Annotated in this window: 17 protein-coding genes and 1 pseudogene; 4 read left to right on the forward strand and 14 right to left on the reverse strand. The window is 61.4% G+C overall.

Features of this window, described 5'->3' with window-relative positions; genetic code table 11:
- Nucleotides 1-2: 2 nt before the first annotated feature.
- The 8 genes and pseudogenes from KHO31_RS00790 to KHO31_RS00825 form a co-directional block, all read right to left on the reverse strand.
- Entirely contained in the window at nucleotides 3-749 is a 747-nt protein-coding gene (locus KHO31_RS00790; protein ID WP_236061139.1) for an ABC transporter ATP-binding protein, read from the reverse strand.
- A gap of 4 nt (nucleotides 750-753) precedes the next feature.
- A complete protein-coding gene (locus KHO31_RS00795; protein ID WP_201073145.1) occupies nucleotides 754-1,524 on the reverse strand; it encodes an ABC transporter ATP-binding protein in 771 nt (256 codons plus the stop codon).
- A 46-nt stretch (nucleotides 1,525-1,570) separates the two neighbouring features.
- Entirely contained in the window at nucleotides 1,571-2,260 is a 690-nt protein-coding gene (locus KHO31_RS00800; protein WP_211622492.1) for a DUF2848 domain-containing protein, read from the reverse strand.
- A gap of 56 nt (nucleotides 2,261-2,316) precedes the next feature.
- Complete coding sequence (locus KHO31_RS00805) at nucleotides 2,317-3,552, reverse strand: ABC transporter substrate-binding protein (protein WP_201107983.1); 1,236 nt, start codon at nucleotides 3,550-3,552, stop codon at nucleotides 2,317-2,319.
- A 58-nt stretch (nucleotides 3,553-3,610) separates the two neighbouring features.
- Nucleotides 3,611-4,953 (reverse strand): annotated as a pseudogene (locus tag KHO31_RS39955) (amidase).
- Between the two features lie 2 nt (nucleotides 4,954-4,955).
- Nucleotides 4,956-5,342: a cupin domain-containing protein gene (locus KHO31_RS00815; RefSeq protein WP_211622494.1), complete on the reverse strand. Its 387-nt coding sequence runs from the start codon at nucleotides 5,340-5,342 to the stop codon at nucleotides 4,956-4,958.
- A gap of 42 nt (nucleotides 5,343-5,384) precedes the next feature.
- Entirely contained in the window at nucleotides 5,385-6,863 is a 1,479-nt protein-coding gene (locus KHO31_RS00820; protein WP_201073154.1) for a 4-hydroxyphenylacetate 3-hydroxylase family protein, read from the reverse strand.
- 32 nt (nucleotides 6,864-6,895) lie between these two features.
- Nucleotides 6,896-7,426, reverse strand: a complete 531-nt coding sequence (locus tag KHO31_RS00825) for a flavin reductase family protein (RefSeq protein ID WP_201073156.1) — start codon at nucleotides 7,424-7,426, stop codon at nucleotides 6,896-6,898.
- Nucleotides 7,427-7,701: 275 nt separating this feature from the next.
- Between KHO31_RS00825 and KHO31_RS00830 the strand changes: the two genes are divergently transcribed.
- On the forward strand, nucleotides 7,702-8,925 hold the full coding sequence (locus KHO31_RS00830) for an IscS subfamily cysteine desulfurase (protein WP_211622495.1): 1,224 nt from the start codon (nucleotides 7,702-7,704) through the stop codon (nucleotides 8,923-8,925).
- Nucleotides 8,926-8,983: 58 nt separating this feature from the next.
- Here the strand turns inward: KHO31_RS00830 and KHO31_RS00835 are convergent, their stop codons facing one another.
- Nucleotides 8,984-9,526, reverse strand: coding sequence for a MarR family winged helix-turn-helix transcriptional regulator (locus KHO31_RS00835; protein WP_201073158.1), 543 nt, complete (start codon nucleotides 9,524-9,526; stop codon nucleotides 8,984-8,986).
- Nucleotides 9,527-9,646: 120 nt separating this feature from the next.
- On the opposite strand from KHO31_RS00835, the gene KHO31_RS00840 reads away from it, so the two are divergent.
- Nucleotides 9,647-10,237: a hypothetical protein gene (locus tag KHO31_RS00840; RefSeq protein WP_211622497.1), complete on the forward strand. Its 591-nt coding sequence runs from the start codon at nucleotides 9,647-9,649 to the stop codon at nucleotides 10,235-10,237.
- A 402-nt stretch (nucleotides 10,238-10,639) separates the two neighbouring features.
- Here the strand turns inward: KHO31_RS00840 and KHO31_RS00845 are convergent, their stop codons facing one another.
- The 5 genes from KHO31_RS00845 to KHO31_RS00865 form a co-directional block, all read right to left on the reverse strand.
- A complete protein-coding gene (locus tag KHO31_RS00845) occupies nucleotides 10,640-12,403 on the reverse strand; it encodes a GMC family oxidoreductase (RefSeq protein WP_201073160.1) in 1,764 nt (587 codons plus the stop codon).
- Nucleotides 12,404-12,510: 107 nt separating this feature from the next.
- Nucleotides 12,511-14,001 carry an aldehyde dehydrogenase family protein gene (locus tag KHO31_RS00850; RefSeq protein WP_201073161.1) on the reverse strand — a complete coding sequence of 497 codons (1,491 nt, stop codon included), beginning with the start codon at nucleotides 13,999-14,001 and terminating at the stop codon, nucleotides 12,511-12,513.
- 72 nt (nucleotides 14,002-14,073) lie between these two features.
- On the reverse strand, nucleotides 14,074-15,747 hold the full coding sequence (locus tag KHO31_RS00855) for an AMP-binding protein (protein WP_201139082.1): 1,674 nt from the start codon (nucleotides 15,745-15,747) through the stop codon (nucleotides 14,074-14,076).
- Nucleotides 15,748-15,834: 87 nt separating this feature from the next.
- Nucleotides 15,835-16,674: an enoyl-CoA hydratase-related protein gene (locus KHO31_RS00860; RefSeq protein WP_211622499.1), complete on the reverse strand. Its 840-nt coding sequence runs from the start codon at nucleotides 16,672-16,674 to the stop codon at nucleotides 15,835-15,837.
- Nucleotides 16,675-16,749: 75 nt separating this feature from the next.
- Nucleotides 16,750-17,601, reverse strand: a complete 852-nt coding sequence (locus tag KHO31_RS00865; protein ID WP_201073165.1) for an enoyl-CoA hydratase/isomerase family protein — start codon at nucleotides 17,599-17,601, stop codon at nucleotides 16,750-16,752.
- A 213-nt stretch (nucleotides 17,602-17,814) separates the two neighbouring features.
- On the opposite strand from KHO31_RS00865, the gene KHO31_RS00870 reads away from it, so the two are divergent.
- Nucleotides 17,815-19,047, forward strand: coding sequence for a CaiB/BaiF CoA transferase family protein (locus tag KHO31_RS00870; RefSeq protein ID WP_211622501.1), 1,233 nt, complete (start codon nucleotides 17,815-17,817; stop codon nucleotides 19,045-19,047).
- Between the two features lie 56 nt (nucleotides 19,048-19,103).
- Nucleotides 19,104-20,762 carry a class I adenylate-forming enzyme family protein gene (locus tag KHO31_RS00875; RefSeq protein WP_236071039.1) on the forward strand — a complete coding sequence of 553 codons (1,659 nt, stop codon included), beginning with the start codon at nucleotides 19,104-19,106 and terminating at the stop codon, nucleotides 20,760-20,762.
- The last annotated feature ends 5 nt before the right edge of the window (nucleotides 20,763-20,767 follow it).

Below are 20,767 nucleotides of genomic sequence, written 5' to 3' on the forward strand. Positions count from 1 at the left end.
GTTCAAACGTTGAGCAGTTCCTGAAGCACGCCCGTCTTTTCATCGAGACATGCTGCGTCAAAACTCTCGACAATCTTGCCGTGCTCCATCACGTAAAAGCGATCGGCGAGCGGTGCGGCAAATCGGAAGTTCTGTTCGACCAGCAGCACCGTAAAGCCGCGTGACTTGAGGAGCGTGATGACGCGCGCCAGCGTCTGCACGATCACCGGCGCCAGCCCCTCCGAAATTTCGTCGAGTAGCAACAGGTTCGCTCCGGTGCGCAGAATCCGCGCGATCGCCAGCATCTGCTGCTCGCCGCCGGACAGGCGTGTGCCCTGACTCGCTCTGCGTTCAGCAAGATTCGGAAAGATCTCGTAGATCTCTTCAAGCGACATGCCGGCCGAACTCGCCACCGGCAGCCGCGGCGGCAGCAGCAGATTTTCTTCGCACGACAAACCCGCGAAGATTCCGCGCTCCTCGGGGCAGTAACCCACCCCTAACCGCGCGACACCTTGCGGTGGCATCCCGATCGTTTCGCGGCCATTCACGCAGATCGACCCTCGTCGCGCGTCGGTCAAACCCATAATGGATTTGAGCGTCGTACTGCGGCCGGCACCATTGCGTCCCAGCAGCGTGACCACTTCGCCACGCGCCGCGTGAACCTCGACACCATGCAGAATGTGCGATTCGCCGTACCACGCATGCAAGCCCTTGATATTGAGGACCTCGGGTTGCGCTACCCGGTTGTCGGCCGAAGCCGGGCTCTTCAGGCGTTCACTGTTCAAGCGATCCACTTTCGGTCCCCATGTAGGCTTCCCGCACGCGCGGGTTGGCAGAAACGTCTGCATAAGCGCCTTCCGCAAGAATCTCTCCGCGCTGCAGGACAGTGATCGTGTCCGAAATACTGGAAATGATTTTCATGTTGTGTTCGACCATCAGGATGGTCCGGCCAGCCGATACCTTCTTGATCAGCGCGGTGACTCGATCGACGTCCTCGTGCCCCATGCCTTGCGTCGGTTCGTCGAGCAGCATCAGCACCGGATCCATTGCGAGCGTCGTGGCGATTTCGAGGGCGCGCTTGTGGCCATACGAGAGCTCAGCCGTTTTCACGTCGGCAAATTCGGCGAGACCCACTTCATCGAGCAATGACAGCGCGCGTTCCCTGAGCTGGCCTAGCACCGCACTACTCATCCAGAAACGGAACGACACGCCGAGCGAGCGTTGCAGTCCGATACACACGTTCTCCACCGGACTCAGATGCGGAAATACCGCGGATATCTGAAACGAGCGAATCACCCCGCGGCGGGCAATCGACGCCGGCGCCGCGCGGGTGATCTCCCTGCCGTCAAAGAAGATCTGCCCGGACGTCGGTGTCAGGAACTTGGTCAGGAGATTGAAGCAAGTGGTCTTGCCGGCGCCGTTCGGTCCAATCAGTGCGTGTATCGTGCCGCGCCGGACACGCAAATTGACGTCGCTCACTGCCGTAAAGCCATTGAACGACTTGGTGAGCCTGCTAGTTTCAAGAATCAGGTCGTTGTGCGCCATGCCCGCCCTCCTCGCTTATTGGACGCGTGCGGTGAATAAAGCGGCTTTAGCCGACCACAGGGAGCGTTTCGACCGCATAACTGTGAGTCAACGACCGTCGCAGGACCGGATCTTCCAGTTCGATCTCGAACCGCTCGGCGGGCCGGATGCCGCCCAACGCGGCGAGCGTGCCGCACAGCATGGCCGTGCCGTCCACAAGCTGGCCGTCACGGCGTGCGAACTCGTCGAGCAGGTCCTGGGGCGCGCGCATGGCAGTCACCTTGCCCTCCTGGTAAAGGACGCGCTCGCCGTCGATCGTCGCGTAGGAACGCAAGACAAGCTCGTCCCAATGAGCGGCGACCTCGCTTAACCGCCAGAGCTTGCGTGAACACGGCTTGCCGCACATCTGCTTCGATACGGTGATGCCGTAGGTTTCCACTTCGCGATCCGTGTGGTCGGACGCGATTCCGACGAAGGTTTCGCCGTCGTCTTTCAACAGGACAAACTCCACTTCGCCGCTGCTCTGCGAGCCCGTCACCTGGATCTTCGGCGTCGGTTCGAGCCGTTCGACTGCGACACGGTAAAAGACGGGCGTATAGGCCGGCCGCTTGACGCCCAGCTCTTCCAGCTCGCGAATGTGTTTTTCCATCGCGACCGTATCGCGGCCAGTCCAGCCGGCAATGACCAGTGCGTCAATCGAGATCGTGCGTTCAAATGAACCGTGACGGTCGTCGACTTCAAACAAGATTGTTTTCATCAGATACTCCTTGTAGCGGGTGAACGCACGAAATGCCTCGCCACCCGCGATCCGATTCAGTTGGATTTTGCAGTGACGAGCGGGCAGCGGCTCGCGCTAAGCGGTGCGAACGCTTCCTGCGCGGGAATGACCTGCTTGATCGTGTAGTAGTCCCACGGCTTATGGGACTGCTGAGGGCTCTTGACCTCGGCCAGATACATGTCATGGACCATCAGACCATCGGCTCGAATCGTCCCGTTCTTCGCGAAGAAATCGTCGACCGGGGTTTTCTTCATTTGCGCCATGACCGCATCGGCCGCATCGGTTCCGCTTGCCTGGACCGCTTTCAGGTAATGGAGCGTCGACGAATAGACACCTGCCTGGACCAAGGTCGGCATACGCCCGGTCTTTGCGAAGAAGCGTTGCGACCACGCGCGGCTTGCGTCATCACGATCCCAATAGAACGACGTCGTCAGCATCATTCCCTGTGCCGCCGGCAAGCCAAGACTGTTGATGTCGCTGATGAACAATTGCAGGCCCGCGATTTTTTGCTTGCCTTGCCCGATGATGCCGAACTCGCGCGCTGTCTTGATCGCGTTCACGGTATCGCTACCGGCGTTGGCGAGGCCGATCACCTTTGCCTTCGACGCCTGAGCCTGCAACAGATAGGACGACAGATCCGACGAGTTGATCGGGTGCTTCACCTTGCCCACCGCCTTGCCGCCGGTTGCCGTCAGCGCGGTGGTCGCGTCCTTTTCCAGTGACGCGCCAAGCGCATAGTCGACCGTCAGAAAGAACCAGGTGTTGTCGCCGCTGCGCGCCATCGACTTCACGAGGCTCGTGGTGAGTGCATACGTGTCGTACGAGTACTGAATCGTGTACGGCGAGCAGTCTTCATTGCTAAGCCGTGTGGTTCCAGCGCCGCTTGCAATGGCGATCCGATGCTTTTCCTTCGCCACGTTCGAGACCGCCAGCGCGACCGAGGACGGCAGCAGGTCCTCGACCATGTCCACGTGCTGGTTGTCGAACCAGTCGCGCGCAACAGTGGCGGCCACGTCTGTCTTGTTCTGGTGATCGGCGCTGATCACCTTGATGGGTACGCCGTTGACCTTGCCGCCGAAGTCGTCCGCGGCCATCTGCGCGGCGACCACGGAACCCTTTCCGCCGATGTCGGAAAATATGGAAGACATATCGGTGAGCACACCGATTTTCACCACACCACCGTTGGTCATGACCGGCTCGCCGGCATGAGATACGGCGGCGCACAGCATGGCTGCGGCTGGAACGGCAGTACGCGCAAGACGTTTGAACATGATCTCCTCCTTGTTATGGATAGCGGACGGGGCCCGCACAGCTCGCCAACCCGCGAGGTCAGCCGGTTTGATGCAACATCGCTTCTACAGAGGCGCCGATCGCAAGCAGACGCCGGTCACTCATGTGCCGTCCCATCAACATCAGGCCAACCGGCGCGTGGCCCTCTTCGTGACAAGGAAGCGATAGCGCGCACAGATCGAGCATGTTGGCGATCGCCGGATTGCGCAGCAGCAGTCGATTGGTCGACACATAGACACGCTCCTCGGCGAGATCCGCGATCCGTGGCGCGATAATCGGTACCGTCGGACATACCACGGCGTCGAACGGCTGCAATTCAGCGTCAGCCTGACTGCATAGCAGCGACCGCGCGCTTTGGTGCGGAGATATTCGGCCGTGCTTTGCTGGCTGCCGAAACGGATGCGAGACAGGATTCGCGGGTCATACTGACTCGCCTGGCTACCGATCAGATTGACGTGCCACGCCCACGCTTCTGCCGCTACCAGGCCGCCGTGCTGCCCCAACTCGGAGAGAGCGTTCCAGCTATCGAATTCCACTTCTCGCAGAATCGCGCCGGCCGCGCTCAGTCTTGAGATAGCACGCTCGAAAGTGCTGGCCACATGCGCGTCTATCTCGTCGAACACCAGTTTCGTCGGCACGGCCAGCCGTAAGCCCTGCATCGCAAAGGGAGGCGGCACCGCTTCCGGTTCGCCTGCCATGATCGAATCGATCAAGGCACAGCAAGCGACGCTCGGCGCCATCGATCCGACCGAGTCGTAACTGGACGACAAAGGCACCGTGCCGTCCAGTGAGATGCGTGACGCGGTGGCTTTGAAGCCCGCTACACCGCATAAGGCCGCGGGAATCCGGCACGATCCCCCCGTGTCGGAGCCGATTGCGGCGGCCGCCATCCCATCCGCCACCGATACCGCGGCACCGGATGACGAACCGCCAGGAATGCGCGCCGCCTCGCGATCGAACGGATTCGTCGGCGTACCGTAGTGGGGATTGATACCCAGTCCCGAATACGCGAATTCGGTCATGTGTGTTCGGCCCACGAATACCGCGCCAGCAGCGCGCAACCGGCCAATCGCCACGGCATCGCGGGCGGCAGGCTGCTCCGGCAGGACTCGCCCTCCCGCCCGGGTGATCTCCCCCTGTACGTCGAAGAGATCCTTGACCGAGATCGGAATGCCAGAGAGCGGCCCCGCAATCCCATATCGACGCAGCGCATCGCTCGTCATTGCCTGTGTCGCCGCGGCAGGACTGATCCCGTGCGGGAAGACTCTCCGGCCCTCACCCGCATCGGCCTCGATGTTCCCGACATACGAGGCGAGGAGCGCCTGCGCGTCGAGATGGCGATTGGCAAGCTGAACGCGCAAGGCGTCAATTGGAGGCAGCATGATCAGGCCGGATCGAAGTAATGAGTCTCGAGGAGGACGCAGCCTTTCTCCGACTTGAACGGACCGTGGTAGGCGCCAGGCGGCCGAACCGCGTAGGTGTAGCCCTTGAACGGCGTGCCGCCGTGACCGTTCTCGTCGTTGCCGACCGTCAGGTCGCCCTCCACGAGAAACACCTCTTCCCAGTAGTCGTGGACGAACGGCTTCTTCGTGAAGAGCCCGCCCGGCAGGCGCAGCAGGCGCGTGCGGCTGCCCGCTTTATTGACGGTATCGAGCGAGCCGGCGAGGACCAGTTCCTGCGCGCCGGAAGCCGGATCGTAGCCTTCGGGCAACTGCCAGCCCCGCTCCATGTCCAGCGTGCGAAACTCGTCGTGAAGTTTGTTGATTGCCATGCTGTTCTCCTGTGTGAATGGGAATCGGGGTGAAATTCGGAATCAGGCGGCCTGCAACGTCGCCAGCTCCGCGCCGAGCGAATAGGTCGACAAGAGGTCGTCGACGAGACCGGTGGCACGTGGCCAGTCGTAGGTACGGAATGCGTGGCCCTTCGTCACGAACGACGCACCCGCATAGAACAGTTCGTACTGGTTGTGACGCGAGGCGAACTCGGAACCGACGGCGTCCCATGCGAGCTTGAAGAACTTGACGCGTTCCTCCGGGCTGCAAACCGGCGATTTCTGGGTTTTCTCGATGATTCGCAGGAGGTCCGGATTTTCGAAATCGCGAATGCTGGAGGGCAGCATGATCATCCCGCCCCCTGCCAGTTCACGCAGGGTATTGAGCACCTTCGAATACAGTTGCTGGGTCACGACCTGTGAGCCGTAGAGCATGTTGCGGTCCGGCACGAAGTAGCCGTTTTCAATGCGGCCCTTAGCCTCCATGCCGTACACCCAGGCTTCCACCATTGCCGCTTCAGAGGCGAGTTGACCCAACGTCTCACGGACTTGCGGGAAGCTGTTGGTTCCATTGACTTCCGTGATCTTCAGGGCAAGACCGACTAGGAAGCGCAACTTGACCATCAAACGCACCTGGCATTGGTAGTTCTGGTAGCTGTGCGCGGGCGTCGCATGAAATTGCTTCGCGCACATCGCCACGTCGCCGGCCACAAAAATGCGCTCCCACGGCACCTTGACGTCGTCGAAATAAAGCACCGCGTCGTTTTCGTCGTACCGGCTCGACAAGGGGTTGTCGAAGACCGAAGGCGCGTTCTCCTCGTACGACTTGCGTGACATCACCTTCATGCCCTTGGCATTCATCGGCACAGCGAATGACAGCGCATACATCTCGTCGCCCTGGCGTAGCGGCTGGATGCAACTGCAAAACACCTCGTTCGCCATGATGCCGCTGGTGGCAAGCATCTTCGCGCCACGCACCGTAATACCTTCTGCGTCCTGATCGACGATACCCACGGCGAGATATTTATCCTCCTGCTCGTGCGCCGCCTTGGCCTGATTGGCTTGAGGATTGACGATCACATAGGTGAGGAAGAGGTCGTTGTCGCGTGCGTATTTGTAGTAATCGCGCAAGGCACCCGCGCGCGCCGGATCGTACTGCTCGAACACGTCGATGCCCATGTACATGCCCGAGATGCATGAAGCGACATGGTCCGGGGAACGCCCCATGAAGCCGTAGTGAAGCTCCGTCCATGCCTCGAGCGCGCCCCGCCGCTCCACGAGCTCGGCATAAGAGGTCGGCAGTTGCCAGATCTTGCTGACCCTACGCCCCGTGTCAGGCGACTCGAAGGTCATTTTTTCGACGTTCTCCGGACGCGCCTGGAAGTCGTACAGGTTTGCGTAGCTGCGAATGGAATTGCGGAACGCCCGATGCGACGTCACATCGCCGACGGCCTGACCGTTGATATAGACCTGTCGTCCATCGCGCAGCGAGGCGATATGTTGGGTCCCGTTCTTGATCATGATGTTCTCCGGAAATGGGATCAGATGCGTGCTCAGGCAGAAGGCTGGTGAGCACCGTTGAGCGTGTGGTATCGCCCGCCAAAGAAGACGAGTGGACGTCCCTCCGACCGCGATTGGTACTTGTTGACGCGGCCGACGAAGATGACGTGATCTCCCCCGTCGTACTGCGCATACGATTCGCATTCAAAAGTGGCTAGTGAGTTCGGCAGCAGGACGACGTCGGCGCGCTCATTCGGGACGCCGGGCATGTCCGCCCATTTGTCGGTATTCGCTTTCGCGAATCGATTCGACACATCCTGCTGAGCTTCGTCGAGAACGTTGACCGCGTAGGTGCCTACGGCGCTCAGGTCGGGCAAGCTCAGGTTTCGCCGGTCAACCGAAAACAGAATCAAAGGCGGATCGAGCGAAACGGAATTGAACGACGCAACCGTGATGCCGATCGGCGGTCTATTCTTTCTCGGGGCCGTGATCACGGCCACCCCTGTCGCAAACATCGACAACGCCGTCCGGAACTGACGCTGCGCGTCCGGGTTGTCACTCGACTTGACGATGTCCTCTCCCATCTCGCTCTCCTTCCAGCGCACCGCCCGTGTGGCGATGCTACAATTCATCATACAAAGCGTTGTTAATTAGCTTTGTTACATAGCTTTTATTAAAGACGTTTCAATAAAGCTAAGCAAGCTATCGTAAACCCCGATTTGAGGCCGGCAGCGACGCGACAACCCTACTCGGCGGATGGATGTTGACGAGAATGCGGCCGACTCCAAGCTAAACTGCGTCCGCTGCATCTGCCGGCATTCGCTCGATGTGAAAGACCGGGCCTTCTGGAGTAAGAACCATGCAAACCAAACAGTCCTCTCGTCCGATTTATATGGACTACAGCGCAACGACGCCGGTTGATCCAAGGGTCGTCGCAACCATGCTTCCGTTCCTGAACGAGAGTTTCGGCAACCCTGCTTCCCGGAGCCACAGTTACGGGTGGGAAGCAGACGACGCCGTGGAAACGGCTCGCACACACGTTGCCGGGCTTCTTGGGGCCGACCCGCGAGAGATCGTCTGGACCTCCGGCGCGACCGAAGGCAATAATCTGGCGATCAAAGGCGCAGCAAACTTCTACAAGGGAAAAGGCCGCCATATCGTGACGGTGAAGACCGAGCACAAGGCGGTACTGGACACGTGCCGCGAACTGGAGCGGCAGGGTTTTGAAGTGACGTACCTGGACGTCCAGCAGGACGGCCTGCTAGACCTCAGTGCATTGCAGGAAGCACTACGTCCCGACACGATTCTCGTTTCTGTCATGATGGTCAACAACGAGACCGGCGTCGTTCAACCTATCGCGGAGATTGGCGCGATGTGCCGTGCTCAAGGCATCGTCTTTCATTGCGACGCCGTGCAGGCGGCGGGCAAGATAGCCATCGACGTCAACGCATTGAATGTGGACCTTCTGACCGTGACCGCTCATAAGGTGTACGGTCCGAAAGGTGTGGGCGCGCTGTACGTCCGACGCAAGCCGCGCGTGCGGATTGAAGCTCAGATGCATGGCGGCGGGCATGAGCGGGGGATGCGTTCCGGAACGTTGCCCACCCATCAGATCGTCGGCATGGGTGAAGCGTTTCGAATCGCGAAGGAAGAAATGGCGTCCGAGAGCCGTCGTGTCGAGGCATTGCGCGATCGACTGCTCAACGGCCTGACGCAGATGAAGGAGGTTTACGTCAACGGCGACATGACGCACCGCATTGCGCACAATCTGAACGTCAGCTTCAATTTCGTGGAAGGCGAATCGCTCATCATGGGCATCAAGGGTGTTGCGGTGTCCTCCGGCTCGGCGTGCACGTCGGCCTCACTGGAGCCGTCGTACGTGTTGCGGGCACTGGGCCGGAGCGACGAGTTGGCGCATAGCTCGATTCGCTTTACGCTCGGCCGCTTCACCACGGAGGAAGAAGTCGACCAGGTGGTGCTGCAGGTACAAAACACCGTGGAGAAGCTACGCGCGTTGAGCCCGCTGTGGGACATGCACCTCGAGGGGATCGACCTCAGTACCATTCAATGGGCGGCGCACTGACAGGAGGCCGTTGAGGTGTGCGTCCCTCTTCCCCTTCACCTCGACCAGTGCCTTACGGCTATCGCGAGTCCTGCCGTGCAATCAGGTGGGCAAGATCGAGCGTGGCACGATCTCCATTGGTCACCAGCCGGTCCACCACGGAACACAGCGCCTTGAACTCCGTTCTGGTCACGCCTTCAAACAGCACGTCGTTGATGTGCTGTTGCCTGGCGGCAAGCTCCTTGAGCAGTTTCGAGCCGGCTGACGTGATGGTCAACCGCATCTTGCGCTTGTCGTCAGGATCCGAGCGCTTGTCGATGACGCCAAGCTTTTTGAGCTTTCCGGTCTCGACAGTGACGAACGCTCCGCTCAGATGCAGATGGTCCGCCAGCCGGTTGACGGTCACGACATCGTCGTGCGACAGATGCGCAACCGCAATGAGTAACGAATATTGGATTCCGGTGAGACCGATCAACGTTCCGAACCCGTCGCGAATCGAGAGCAGCCGTGCGGCGAATGGCAACAGTCCGTTGATGAGATGCCGGAATTCGGTGTCCGTGCCGTCGATCAGGCAGGCAGGGTTTGTTACCGTCAGAATGGACTCTTCTTGATTTTTCGCCATGACAACTCCGCTCCCTGGAGGAACACGTTTTAGCTTTGAAAGCTAATTATACTTCAAAGCTGTATGCACCACGGCTGTGCACCGCTCGCCCCCCCCTGCGCTTTATCCTGAGAGTTATTTATGGTCACTTCTCCGCTGCTGTCTTCCGTCCGCTCGCTCCTGGAGTGCTATCTTCGCGCCAAGGACCTGAACCAGCCGGCGTTGATATCCGAATGTTTTGCAACAGACGCCGAACTGACGTTTTCAATCGCAACCGACGACATCGATTTTCCTCGCCTGGTTGCAGGCGCTCCCGCCATCGCCAAAACCTTAGTGGCTGACTTCGGCGAGCGCTTTGACCGGTGTCGCACTTACTATATTTGCGTCGAGCCGCACCTGAATGAGAGCCGCACATGCGAGATGCCGTGGCTTGTGATCATGCGCGAGAAGGAAACCGAATCGCTTCGAATTGGCAACGGTACGTACCGTTGGCGCTTTTCGGCCGATGCAGGCAACGGGGGCAACGGGGGCATGATTGTCCAGTTGCACATTCATATCGAACGCATGGACGCTGTGCCCGACCTGCACGCCGAAAAGTTGAACGCACTGCAGGGACGGCTTTCCTATCCGTGGCTTTCCCCGGAGGAGTTGCAGCGCAGCATGGCAGGCTTCATCGAAACCTACCCCGACTCCGCATTCGCGAAACCGTTTGAGCAAACTGCGGCCCTGTAATCGCAGAGGACATAATCGGAGGACATCGAGTGCTCGCCCGTCGCGGGCGAGCACTTTCCGTAGACGTTCAGTGCGCCGTGCCCGCCTCCGTATACACAAGCTCGGAGTAAGAACGAAGCGCGATCTCGTGCAATGGGTCCTCGATCACCTCGAGCGAGGAAGCGCTTTATAAATGCTACGTTGCGCAGCCGATCACGCGGTACGGAGAAGAAAGCACTGAGGAGCGTGACACCTGTTTGTTCGCTCGTCCCCTCTGTGCATGACAGACCCGATTCGCCCTACTGCCTAAGATGAGCGTGCGCCTCAGGATTCCTGGCGGCGCACCCTACAGAAAAAAGGACTGTCAACTATGGATACTGCTGAACCCGTCTTTGCCGACGGGGCGATCCGTCGCCCTTCGTTCTATGGATCGTTGCGCGAAAACACGTTCGCTGCCGCGATCGCTCCGCCGTCCGACTGCATCGATAACAATCCATCGGCGATCTTCTCCGCCACCATGATAGTCGGTGCGTTCGTGTTGGCACCCGGAACGACCGGGAAAATGGACGCGTCCACAACTCGCAATCCCGCCACGCCACGCACCCGCGCAAACTCATCCGTCACGGCCAGGGGATCGTCGGCGGCACCCATGCGGCAGGTACACGAGGCATGCCATACGCCGACACATGCACTGCGGATGAAGGCACGCAATGCCTTATCGTCGGTGAGCAATTCGTCCAGCGTCGGACCGCCCGCCACCACACGCCGCATCAGGAAGCTGCGCAAGGGTGCCGGGCCGTCGAGCAGTTTCGCCAGTACGTCCGTGATAAATCTGTTCTTCGCGCTCAGCATCGCTACCTGCCGCACCTTCTCACTGTAACTGGCGGGAAAAGGATCTTTCGTCACGGCCTGCATGCTCGCACTCGCCTGCAACAAGGCCATGCGTTGGAAACCGTCGACGAGCCGGTCCAGATCGCGTTCGTCGTCCAGCAGGTTCAATGCGACGTTGGGTCGAACACGCCAGTCGCGCGACTGCAGCGTAACCTCGCCTCGCTTCGAGAACGGGTTGTTGACGTAGTTAAGCAAGGTGCCAATGCGGCGGCCCACCGCATGCCACGACGTTTTTGTTACGCCGAGGATCAGCATATCGCCTTGCGGCGCGCCGCCGATCTTCGACGAATAGCGGGCTCCGACGCGGATATGGTGGCGCGTCACGTCGTTGATGCGCGCGCCGTCGTCGATGAACGACGCCAGCGCGATCGACGGATGTTCCATCAGGTTCCGCCCGACACCCGGCAGTCCCGCGACAATGTCGATGCCGAGATCGCGCAGATGCGCGACCGGCCCGATCCCGGAGCGCAGCAGCAACGCCGGCGAACCGATCGCGCCCGACGATACGATGATCTCGCCGCCGCTCACGCGTTTGCCCTTGTCGCCTTCCTGAATCACGACGCCCGTGCAACGCGTGCCATCGAAGACCAGGCTCGCGACTTCGGTGCCGGTTCTGATCGTGAGATTCGGCCGACTGCGCGTTGCCGCGTCGAGGTAAGCCGTCGCGACCGACACGCGCCGCTCGTTGAAATTGGAAATCGCAATCGGGAAATAACCGTCGCGGAACTCGCCGTTCTGATCCGGCAAATAATCATAACCTTGCGCCTCAAGCGCCGCGGCGACAGCTCGCGCATGACCGGACCATTGCTCGGGAAAAATGCGCCGCACACGTATCGGCCCATCGGTGCCGTGCAGCGCATCATGAAAGTCAATATCCGTTTCCATTCGCTTGAAGATTGGCAGCACGGATTGCCAATCCCAGCCCCGCGCGCCGTGTGCCTCCCAGGCGTCGTAATCGGACGGCGCACCACGGTTGAAGAACTGGCCGTTGATCGACGAACCACCACCGAGAATGCGCGCCTGTTCATACTTGCGTGCGCGGCCCGCTACGCCGTCGATCCGCACAGTCGTCGCTTGCAACTCCGGCCAGATGTAGTCGGGATTCAGATAAGCGGTGCCCGGATAGCTGTCGAGGATCGCGGGTGGTACGTTGTCGAGCGAAATGTCGGCGCCCGCCTCGCAGAGAAGCACGCGGTTGGCGGCCTTCGCCGACAGGCGGCTCGCCAGCACGCAGCCGGCCGATCCGCCGCCGACGATGATGTAATCGAAATGCTCAGAAGGAGATGTTGCGGGCATGTGGCACTCCTTTCACATGCGCGCGCGACAATGCTGCGGATATCGCGCACTTCGGGTTCGAGCGGTTAGCGGGTCGGGACAGGTCCACGAGCAAACGGCATCCATGGCTATGCATTGATCCACACCGCCTTCGTATTGAGGAACTCCTCGACGTGTTCGCGTCCAGACTCGCGGCCGTAACCGCTCATCTTGTAGCCGCCGAACGGCACCGCTGGGTCCATCGCCTGATAGCAATTGACCCACACGGAGCCGGTGCGCAGGCCACGCGTCACCTGCTGCGCCGTGGCGAGGCTGCGGGTCCACACGCCGCCGCCGAGGCCGAAGTCCGAGGTGTTGGCACGCGCGATCACATTGGCCGCGTCGCTGAACCGCAGCGCGGAAATCACCGGACCGAAGATCTCCTCTCTCGCGATGCGCATCTCGTCGCGCACGTTGGCGAACACCGTGGGTCGCACGAAAAATCCGTTGCTCAATTCGGACTGGCCAGCCGGCAGGCCTCCGCCGAGCAGCGTCGCGCCCTCATCCTGGCCGGCGCGCAGATAGCCGGCGACGCGCGTCAGTTGTTGCTCGGACACGAGCGGCCCGAGCTGCATGTCGGGGTCAGCGGGATCGCCGACGCGCAATGCGTTGCCGAACGCCGCGACCTTTTCGACGAACTCGTCGTATACCGCCTCCTGCACGAACAGCCGCGTGCCGGCGCTGCAGATCTGCCCGGAGTTGGCGAATACCGCCATCGCGGCAACCGGCACTGCGGCGTCGAGATCGGCGTCCGCGAAAATAATGTGAGGCGATTTGCCACCCAACTCGAGCGAAAGGCGCTTGATGTTGCCGGCTGACGCCTCGATGATCTTCTGCCCGACGCGGGTGGATCCGGTGAAGGCGATCTTGTCGACGTCATGGTGCGCGGCCAGTGCCGCGCCCGCGCCGCCACGTCCGGTGACCACGTTCAGCACGCCCGGCGGCAAGCCTGCTTCGAGGCATAGTTCCCCTAGCCGCAACGACGACAGTGGCGACTGTTCAGCGGGTTTCAGCACCACCGTGCAGCCGGTGGCCAATGCCGGACCGATCTTCCACAACGCCAGGGTCAGTGGTCCATTCCAGGGCGTAATGGCGCCGACCACACCGACCGGCTCCTTCACCGTGTACGAAAAGATATCGCCTGGAACCGAATTCGGAATCGTCTCGCCATGAATGCTCATCGCAAGACCCGCGTAATAGCGGATCAGCCCGACGGCGCGCTCGCGAGAAGCACGCGTGCGCAGCAAAGGCGCGCCCATATCGAGCGTATCCAGCGAAGCCAGTTCTTCGTAATGTTCATCGAGGACATCCGCGAGACGCAGTAGCAGCGCCTGACGCTCAGCCGGCTTGAAACGGCTCCACGGCCCTTCGAAAGCCTTGCGCGCCGAAGCGACAGCGCGATCGATATCGACCGCGTCGCCATCGGACACCGTCGCGATCACGCGCCCCGTAGCCGGGTTGATCGACGTGAACGTCTGCCCGGACGCCGCGCTCACATGCTGCCCGTCGATCAGTAGTCGTTTCTCGCCTTCGCGGAGGAAGGTCTGCTTTTCGCGCAAGGCGTCGTTAAATGACATCATGCCTGTCTCCTGTGAGCGGCGGCCTGACCGCTCCGTTTTATACCGCGAGCTTTCGCAAGCGGCCTTGAGTCTCTATGCGATCGACGCCTTCGCTACGGACGGGGCCGCAGTTTGCGAGACGATGCGTGGCTCGCTGACCAACTCACCTGCCGCGATCTGTTCGCGCAACCTGTATTTCTGGATCTTCCCCGACGACGTTGCGGGAAATTCGTCGACGAAGAACCACAACGCAGGGGTCTTGTACGCCGCGAGCCGTGCGCGGCAGAACGCGTGCAGATCGTCGGCGGTCGGCTTCGGTATGTCGTCTTTGAAGCGCACCACGGCAGCCACGATTTCGCCCCACTTCGAATCCGGGGCGCCGACCACCGCGACCTGCGCAACGGCCTGATGGGTCCACAGCACGTCCTCGATCTCTTTCGGATAGATGTTCTCGCCGCCGCGGATGATCGAATCCTTCAGACGCCCGGTAATGCGCAGATAGCCGTGCTCGTCCATTCGTGCCTGGTCGCCGGTACGCAGCCAGCCGTCCTCGCGCAGCGTGCTTTTCGACGCTTCATGCATGTCGAAATAGCCGAGCATGGACTGATAGCCGCGCGCCCAGATTTCGCCCGTCTGGCCGAGCGGCAGAGTCGCACCGGTTTGCGGGTCGGCAATCTTCACTTCCATCTGCGGCGCGGGACGCCCGATGGTTTCAGCCTGGCGCTCCGGTGTGTCGTCTGGAAAGGTCTGGCAGATGACGCCGTTCAGTTCCGTTTGCCCGAAGGTAATGGTGAAGCGGCAATCGAAGGTCTGCATGACCTTGACCACCAGCGGCGCAGGCACAGGTGTGCCGCCGCTCATGATTACCTTCAGACTCGTTAGATCCAGTCGCGGCCGGCTCGGATGCTCCATCAACGCGATCACCATGGTGGGCACCGCATGAATGTGATTGCCCCGCTCCCCGGCGATCAGATCGAGCATGAATGCAGCGTCAAACTGCGTGAGCATCACGAAAGTGCCCAGCCGGGTGAACGCGCCCAACTGACTCCCCGCGCACCCGCCGACGTGAAAGAGCGGCATCGCGCTGACCCACACACCGCCTTCCGGAAAGTTCGCGCGCAACGATGCGAAGCGTGATGCGTTGACCAGGCCGCGATGGTGTAGACATGCCCCCTTCGGAAAACCGGTGGTGCCGGACGTGAACTGAATCTGCACCATATCGGTGGGCTGCACGCGCGGCAATTCAACCGGCGAGTCGCCGGCCTCGCAGAATTGCGCCCAGTCGTCAAAGCAGATCATCTCGCGCAGATGCGGCAAGCTCGGGGCAATCGCGTCGACAATCGCACGTTGATCGGTATTGCGATACGCCGCCGTGAAGAATATCCCCGCTGCTCTGGCACTGCGCAAAACGTGGCGGACTTCGTCCGCGAGATAGGCGGGATTGACCGTCACGAGCACCAGACCGGCGAGACTCGCGCCATGCTGCAACAGAATCCATTCGGCGGAATTGGGCGACCACACCGCGACCCTATCGCCGGGAGCGAAGCGCTTCAACAAGGCAAACGCCACGCGCTCGGCGGCGCTCAACAGTTCGCGATAGCTCCAGCGGCGCGTGGCCTTCGTGGCGGCATTGCCTTCCACGAACGCAATTCGATCGGGCACCTGCCGTGCAGCGTCACGCAACACGTCGCCCAGTGTGGTTTCCCACAAATCCGGCGCACGGTCCGCTGGCCAATACGACTCTTCAAGTTTCAACTCTGCTTGCATCCCGTTTCTCCTTCTTGCCCGACGTCGATGCAGACTGGTGGCCCGCACCTCGTGTGTCCCCTTTCAGCGTACAGCCGATTGCGCGGTTCACGGCGCTGCCAGCGCCGCGAACGCCGGTGCGCGTTTTTCCTGCATCGACTTGACGCCTTCCAGATAGTCGGGCGCCTTCATCAGCTCGCCGATGAGCCGCTTCGAATCTTCGACGGCAGCGCCCACGTTGGCGCTCAGCAACTCGGCATAGACCTGTCGCTTGGCGGTTTTGACCGCGATCGGCGAGGTCGTCTTCGCAAGGTCTTTGGCGATCTGCATGATCCGCGATTCGAATGTTTCCGCTTCGAACACGCCGTTCAACCAGCCCATACGGTCCGCTTCCTCGGCAACCAGCACACGGCCGGAGATCAGAATATCCATGGCATGCGTCAGGCCGACGATGCGCGGCAGAATCCACGCGAGCCCGTATTCGGCCGGCAGGCCCAGGCGCGGCGTCGAGGTGGTGAGCTTGGCGCCGCTCACTGCGTAGCGCAGGTCACAGAACGATGCGAGTGCAACGGCGATGCCCGCGCAGGCGCCGTTGATCGCCGCGATCACAGGCTTTTGCAGGCCCCAGTGCCAGACCATCTCGTGATCGAATTCCTCTCGCACGCCATGTCCCGGTTGTGGCAACACCTGTGCATTGGTGCTTTCCACATAATCCTGTTTCGCGTCGACATAGTGATCGAGCGCCTTGAAATCGGCGCCGACGCAAAACTGCCGCCCCGCGCCGGTCACGACAATGACCCGCACCTCTGGATCCGCGTCGTGACTCGCCATCAGCCAGCGATATTCCTCGTTCATGCGTTTGGTCCAGGAATTGCCGCGACCGGGGCGGCTCAGGCGCACGATCGCCACGCCATCTTCCTTGCTCGTTTCCGTGACATGCAGATCCATACTTTCGTCTCCTCTCATGTGCGTGCGACAAGCGCTCAATCACGGCGCCGTTGATGTCTGCGCAACGCCGGCGAATCAGTCGAACACCTTGTTGCGTTCTTTAAACGCAGCAGTGGTGCCTTTGTCGCGCCGCTCGCGCAAAAAGTTGTATTCATCTTCTTCCAGACGAAGATTGGTGCCGAGTGTGTGGCCCACATAGCCACGATAGAACTGCTGCGAGCCACCGAGACTGTCGAGTGCCATCTGGAACATTGCCTTGCCGGTGACGAGCGCGTCGCGTGGATGCTGCGCGACGCGGCGGGCCCAGTCTTCGACGGTGGATTCGAGTTGCTCCTGCGGCACGCTTTGATTCACGAGGCCAAGGCGTTCCGCATCGCGGCCGTCGAAGTTGTCACCCAGCAGTAGTAATTCACGCGCTTTCTTCGGACCATAGGTCATGATCTGCGTATTCAGATGCCACGTATTGCCGGCGAGCCCGAGGCGTTGTTCCGAATGGCTGAAGCGGGCGTCGTCCGCAGAAATCGCGAGGTCCACCAGTTCCACCAGATACAGCCCGGCGCCCGTGCACCACCCCTGCACCTGCGCGATGACGGGCTTCAGCGAGTACTGGAACGCCATGTAGTTCTCGCCGAGCTTACGATCGCGCAGCAAGCGCGAGCGCTGACTCGGCCGGCGCGGCTTCACACCAGGTTCGGTCACCTCGAGCCCGTATGAGCGCACTGCGTCGTTGTAATCGTGTCCCGAGCAGAACGACTGCCCTCGCCCCTTCAGGATGATGACTTTGATGTCGTCGTCGGCCTCCGCTTCGTGAAGCGCTTCGACCAGCGTGTCGAGGTCGTCGAATTTCAGCGCGTTGTGCTTTTCGGGGCGATTGAGGATCAACCGCGCAACCGGACCGTCTTTCTCGACCAGGATCGCTGGTTCCATACATAGCTCCATGCAAAAAGTTGCCAACCGCGAGGACAGGGCCGTCGACCGTTCAATCCGGCCCACTGTGCCAGCGCCCGAATAAATGCTACATCGTTTGACTAATAGTATCAACGTATGTAGTATTTTTTCAAGGCCAACCCGATCTCTCGCAAGTGCCGCATTTCAGGCCTTATCGATCGGGATGCTTCTGGAAAACCCTGGAGAACAGATATGAGCGAGACAACGCACGGCGCCCATGCAGCGCCGCACGATCAAGGCGCACAGCCGCTGGCTGGCATACGGGTGATCGAATTTGCGCACTGGATGGCCGGGCCGCTCGCCGGCGGCCTGCTGGCCGATTGGGGTGCGGACGTGATCAAGATCGAGCCACCGGGCGGCGAACCGATGCGGGCGATCTTCTCGTCGCTCGGTGCGCGCAGCGACACGCCCAATGGTGCGTTTCTGGCGGCCAATCGCGGCAAACGATCGGTGGCACTCGAGATCAAATCCGAGGCGGGCATGCAAGCGTTCGACGCCTTACTGGCCAGCGCCGACGTGCTGCTCACCAACTTGCGCCCCGATGCACTGATGCGTCTCGACCTGACACCCGAGGCGATTCGCGAGCGCTATCCCCGGCTCGTCTATTGCTCGGTTAGCGCATATGGCTGGGGTGGTCCCGACCAGAACCGCCCAGGCTATGACGTGGCGGCTTTTTTCGCGCGCACCGGCATTTCGCACGAGATCACGCAGCAGGACAGCGCGCCGCTTGCCCTGATGCAAGGCATCGGCGACAGCTTCACCGCGATGACGGCGGCGACCGGCACCCTGGCGGCATTGCTGGAGCGCGAGCGCACCGGCCGGGGCCAATTCGTCGAGGCGTCGTTATTGCGCACCGGCATGTGGGCGCTGTGCGGCGAACTCGGCGTGCAAGCCATGGGTGGCAACCCCAAGCCGCCATATCCGCGCGGTGAGTCGCGTACGCCGCTGTACAACTCCTATCGCACGCAGGACGGCCGCTGGTTCTTCCTGGTGGGCGTGGAGGCGCAACGCCATCTGCCCTCGGTGCTCGCCGCGATCGGCCGCAGCGATTTGCTGAGCGACGAGCGCTTCAACAGCGCCCGGGCGATCGCGAAGCATCGCGCTGAATTCATTCCCATGCTCGACACCGCGTTTGCCGCGCATCCGCTCGCGCATTGGGCCGAAGTGTTCGACGAACACGGCGTGTGGTGGGCGCCGGTGCAAACGCCGGCGGATCTGATCGACGACGCGCAGGCCGCCGCCACGGGCGCATGGATTGAAGTGGACACCGGCGCCGGTTCGGCACCGGTGAAATCGGTAGAAGCGCCGATCCGTTTCGACGGCAAGCGACGTTCGCGCGTGGCCGCGTCGCCCGCCGTGGGTGAACACACCGACGAAGTCCTCGGCGCGCTGGGTCTCGCCGCGCGCCAGTGCGCTGGTTCCTGAACCACGCAATGCATCTCACGCGCGCAGCGCTTTCTATCCAATCACAGAGGTAAAAAATGGCGGAAATCATGACCGAAGCCGGTCAATCCCAACGTTGGGGCCGCGATGTCGAATCGATCACGGTCGATCAGCATGCCTGCCGCGCCTATCGAAACCGGCCGCGCTCGCTCGGCGAATTGCTGACCGATAGCCTGCGCTGGGGCGAGCGGCCGTTTCTCGTCGAAGGACAGCGGCGCCTCAGCTTCGAGACGCATGCGCGTGCCGTCGGCGTAGTGGCGACACAGCTTCGCGCGGCCGGCGTGCGGACCGGCGACCGCGTGATGCTGCTCGGCTTCAACAGCGTCGAGTGGCTGCTCGCGTTCTGGGCCACCCAGCGTCTGGGCGCCGTCGCCGCACTCGGCAATGCCTGGTGGAGCGACACGGAAACGGCTCACGCAGTGGATCTGGTGAAGCCCGCGCTCATCCTCAGCGACCGTCCCGCCGACCGCACCTTTCCGGCCGGCTATACACGGCTTGCCTTCGATCAGTTGCACGCGGAACATGGCGCAGACGCGATGTTTCATCTGCCCGACGCGGATATCGCGGAAGACGATCCGGCCATTCTCATGTTCAGTTCGGGCACAACAGGCGCCGCCAAGGCCGTGGTGATGTCGCATCGCGCTGTGATCGCGAACATCCAGAATCTGCTGGTGCTGACCGGCCGCCTGCCGGATGAACTGGGCCCGGACCACGCCGGCACGACCAGCTTGCTGACCGTTCCGCTGTTTCATTTGTCGGGCATTCAGATTAGCTTCTCGACGCTGCTCTCCGGCGGCGCCCTGATCTTTCTGGAAGGCCGCTTCACACCCGAAAAGGTATTGAGTCTGATCCAGCAGGAACGCGTACGCGTATGGGGCGGCATTCCAACGATGGTGTCACGCGTGATCGAGTTCGAACACTTCGCCGACTACGACACCTCCAGCGTCAAATCGATCCCGATGGGCGGCGCCGCCGTCTCGCCCGAACTGCGCGCGAAAATTCAGGCGGCGTTTCCGCTCATCAAGAAGCGTGTCAACAGCTTGTATGGCTTGACGGAGGCCGGCGGCGTATTGGCCGCGGCATCCGGTGCGGAGTTGCAAGGGCGGCCTGGTTGCGTCGGCCGGCCGTTGCCGGTAGTCGAGATCAGGATCGATAAAGCGGATCCGCACGGCGTGGGCGAAATCTGCGCGCGCACGCCTTCGGCGGCCAGCCGCTATTGGGGCGAAGAAGCCTCGATCGCCGACAAGGACGGCTGGATTCGTACCGGCGACCTCGGCCGTCTCGACGAAGAGAATCGACTCTATGTAGTGGGTCGTTCGAAAGACATCATCATTCGCGGCGGCGAGAATATCGCGTCGGCTCATGTAGAGCGCTGCCTGTCTACGCATCCGGACGTGCTCGAAGTCGCCGTCGTGGCATTGCCGCATGACGATCTCGGCGAGGAAGTGGCCGCCGCCGTCGTGCTGCGGCCGGGTGCGACGATACGCCCGGAGGATCTCGCGGCGCATGCGGGCGCGACACTCGGTCGCTTCGAAATTCCGTCCCGCTGGTGGCTGCGCTTCGACGCGTTGCCGACCAATGCGTCAGGCAAGATTCTCAAGCGCGAACTCGTCGAACAATGGCCCGCAGCCGACGCAACGGCCGGCCCGCGTGACACGCAGCTCACGGAGCCTTCGCGTGTCACTCCCAACTGCTGAGGCCG

Origin of the sequence: Paraburkholderia domus (assembly GCF_905220705.1) — a bacterium.
Taxonomy (GTDB): Bacteria; Pseudomonadota; Gammaproteobacteria; order Burkholderiales; family Burkholderiaceae; genus Paraburkholderia; species Paraburkholderia domus.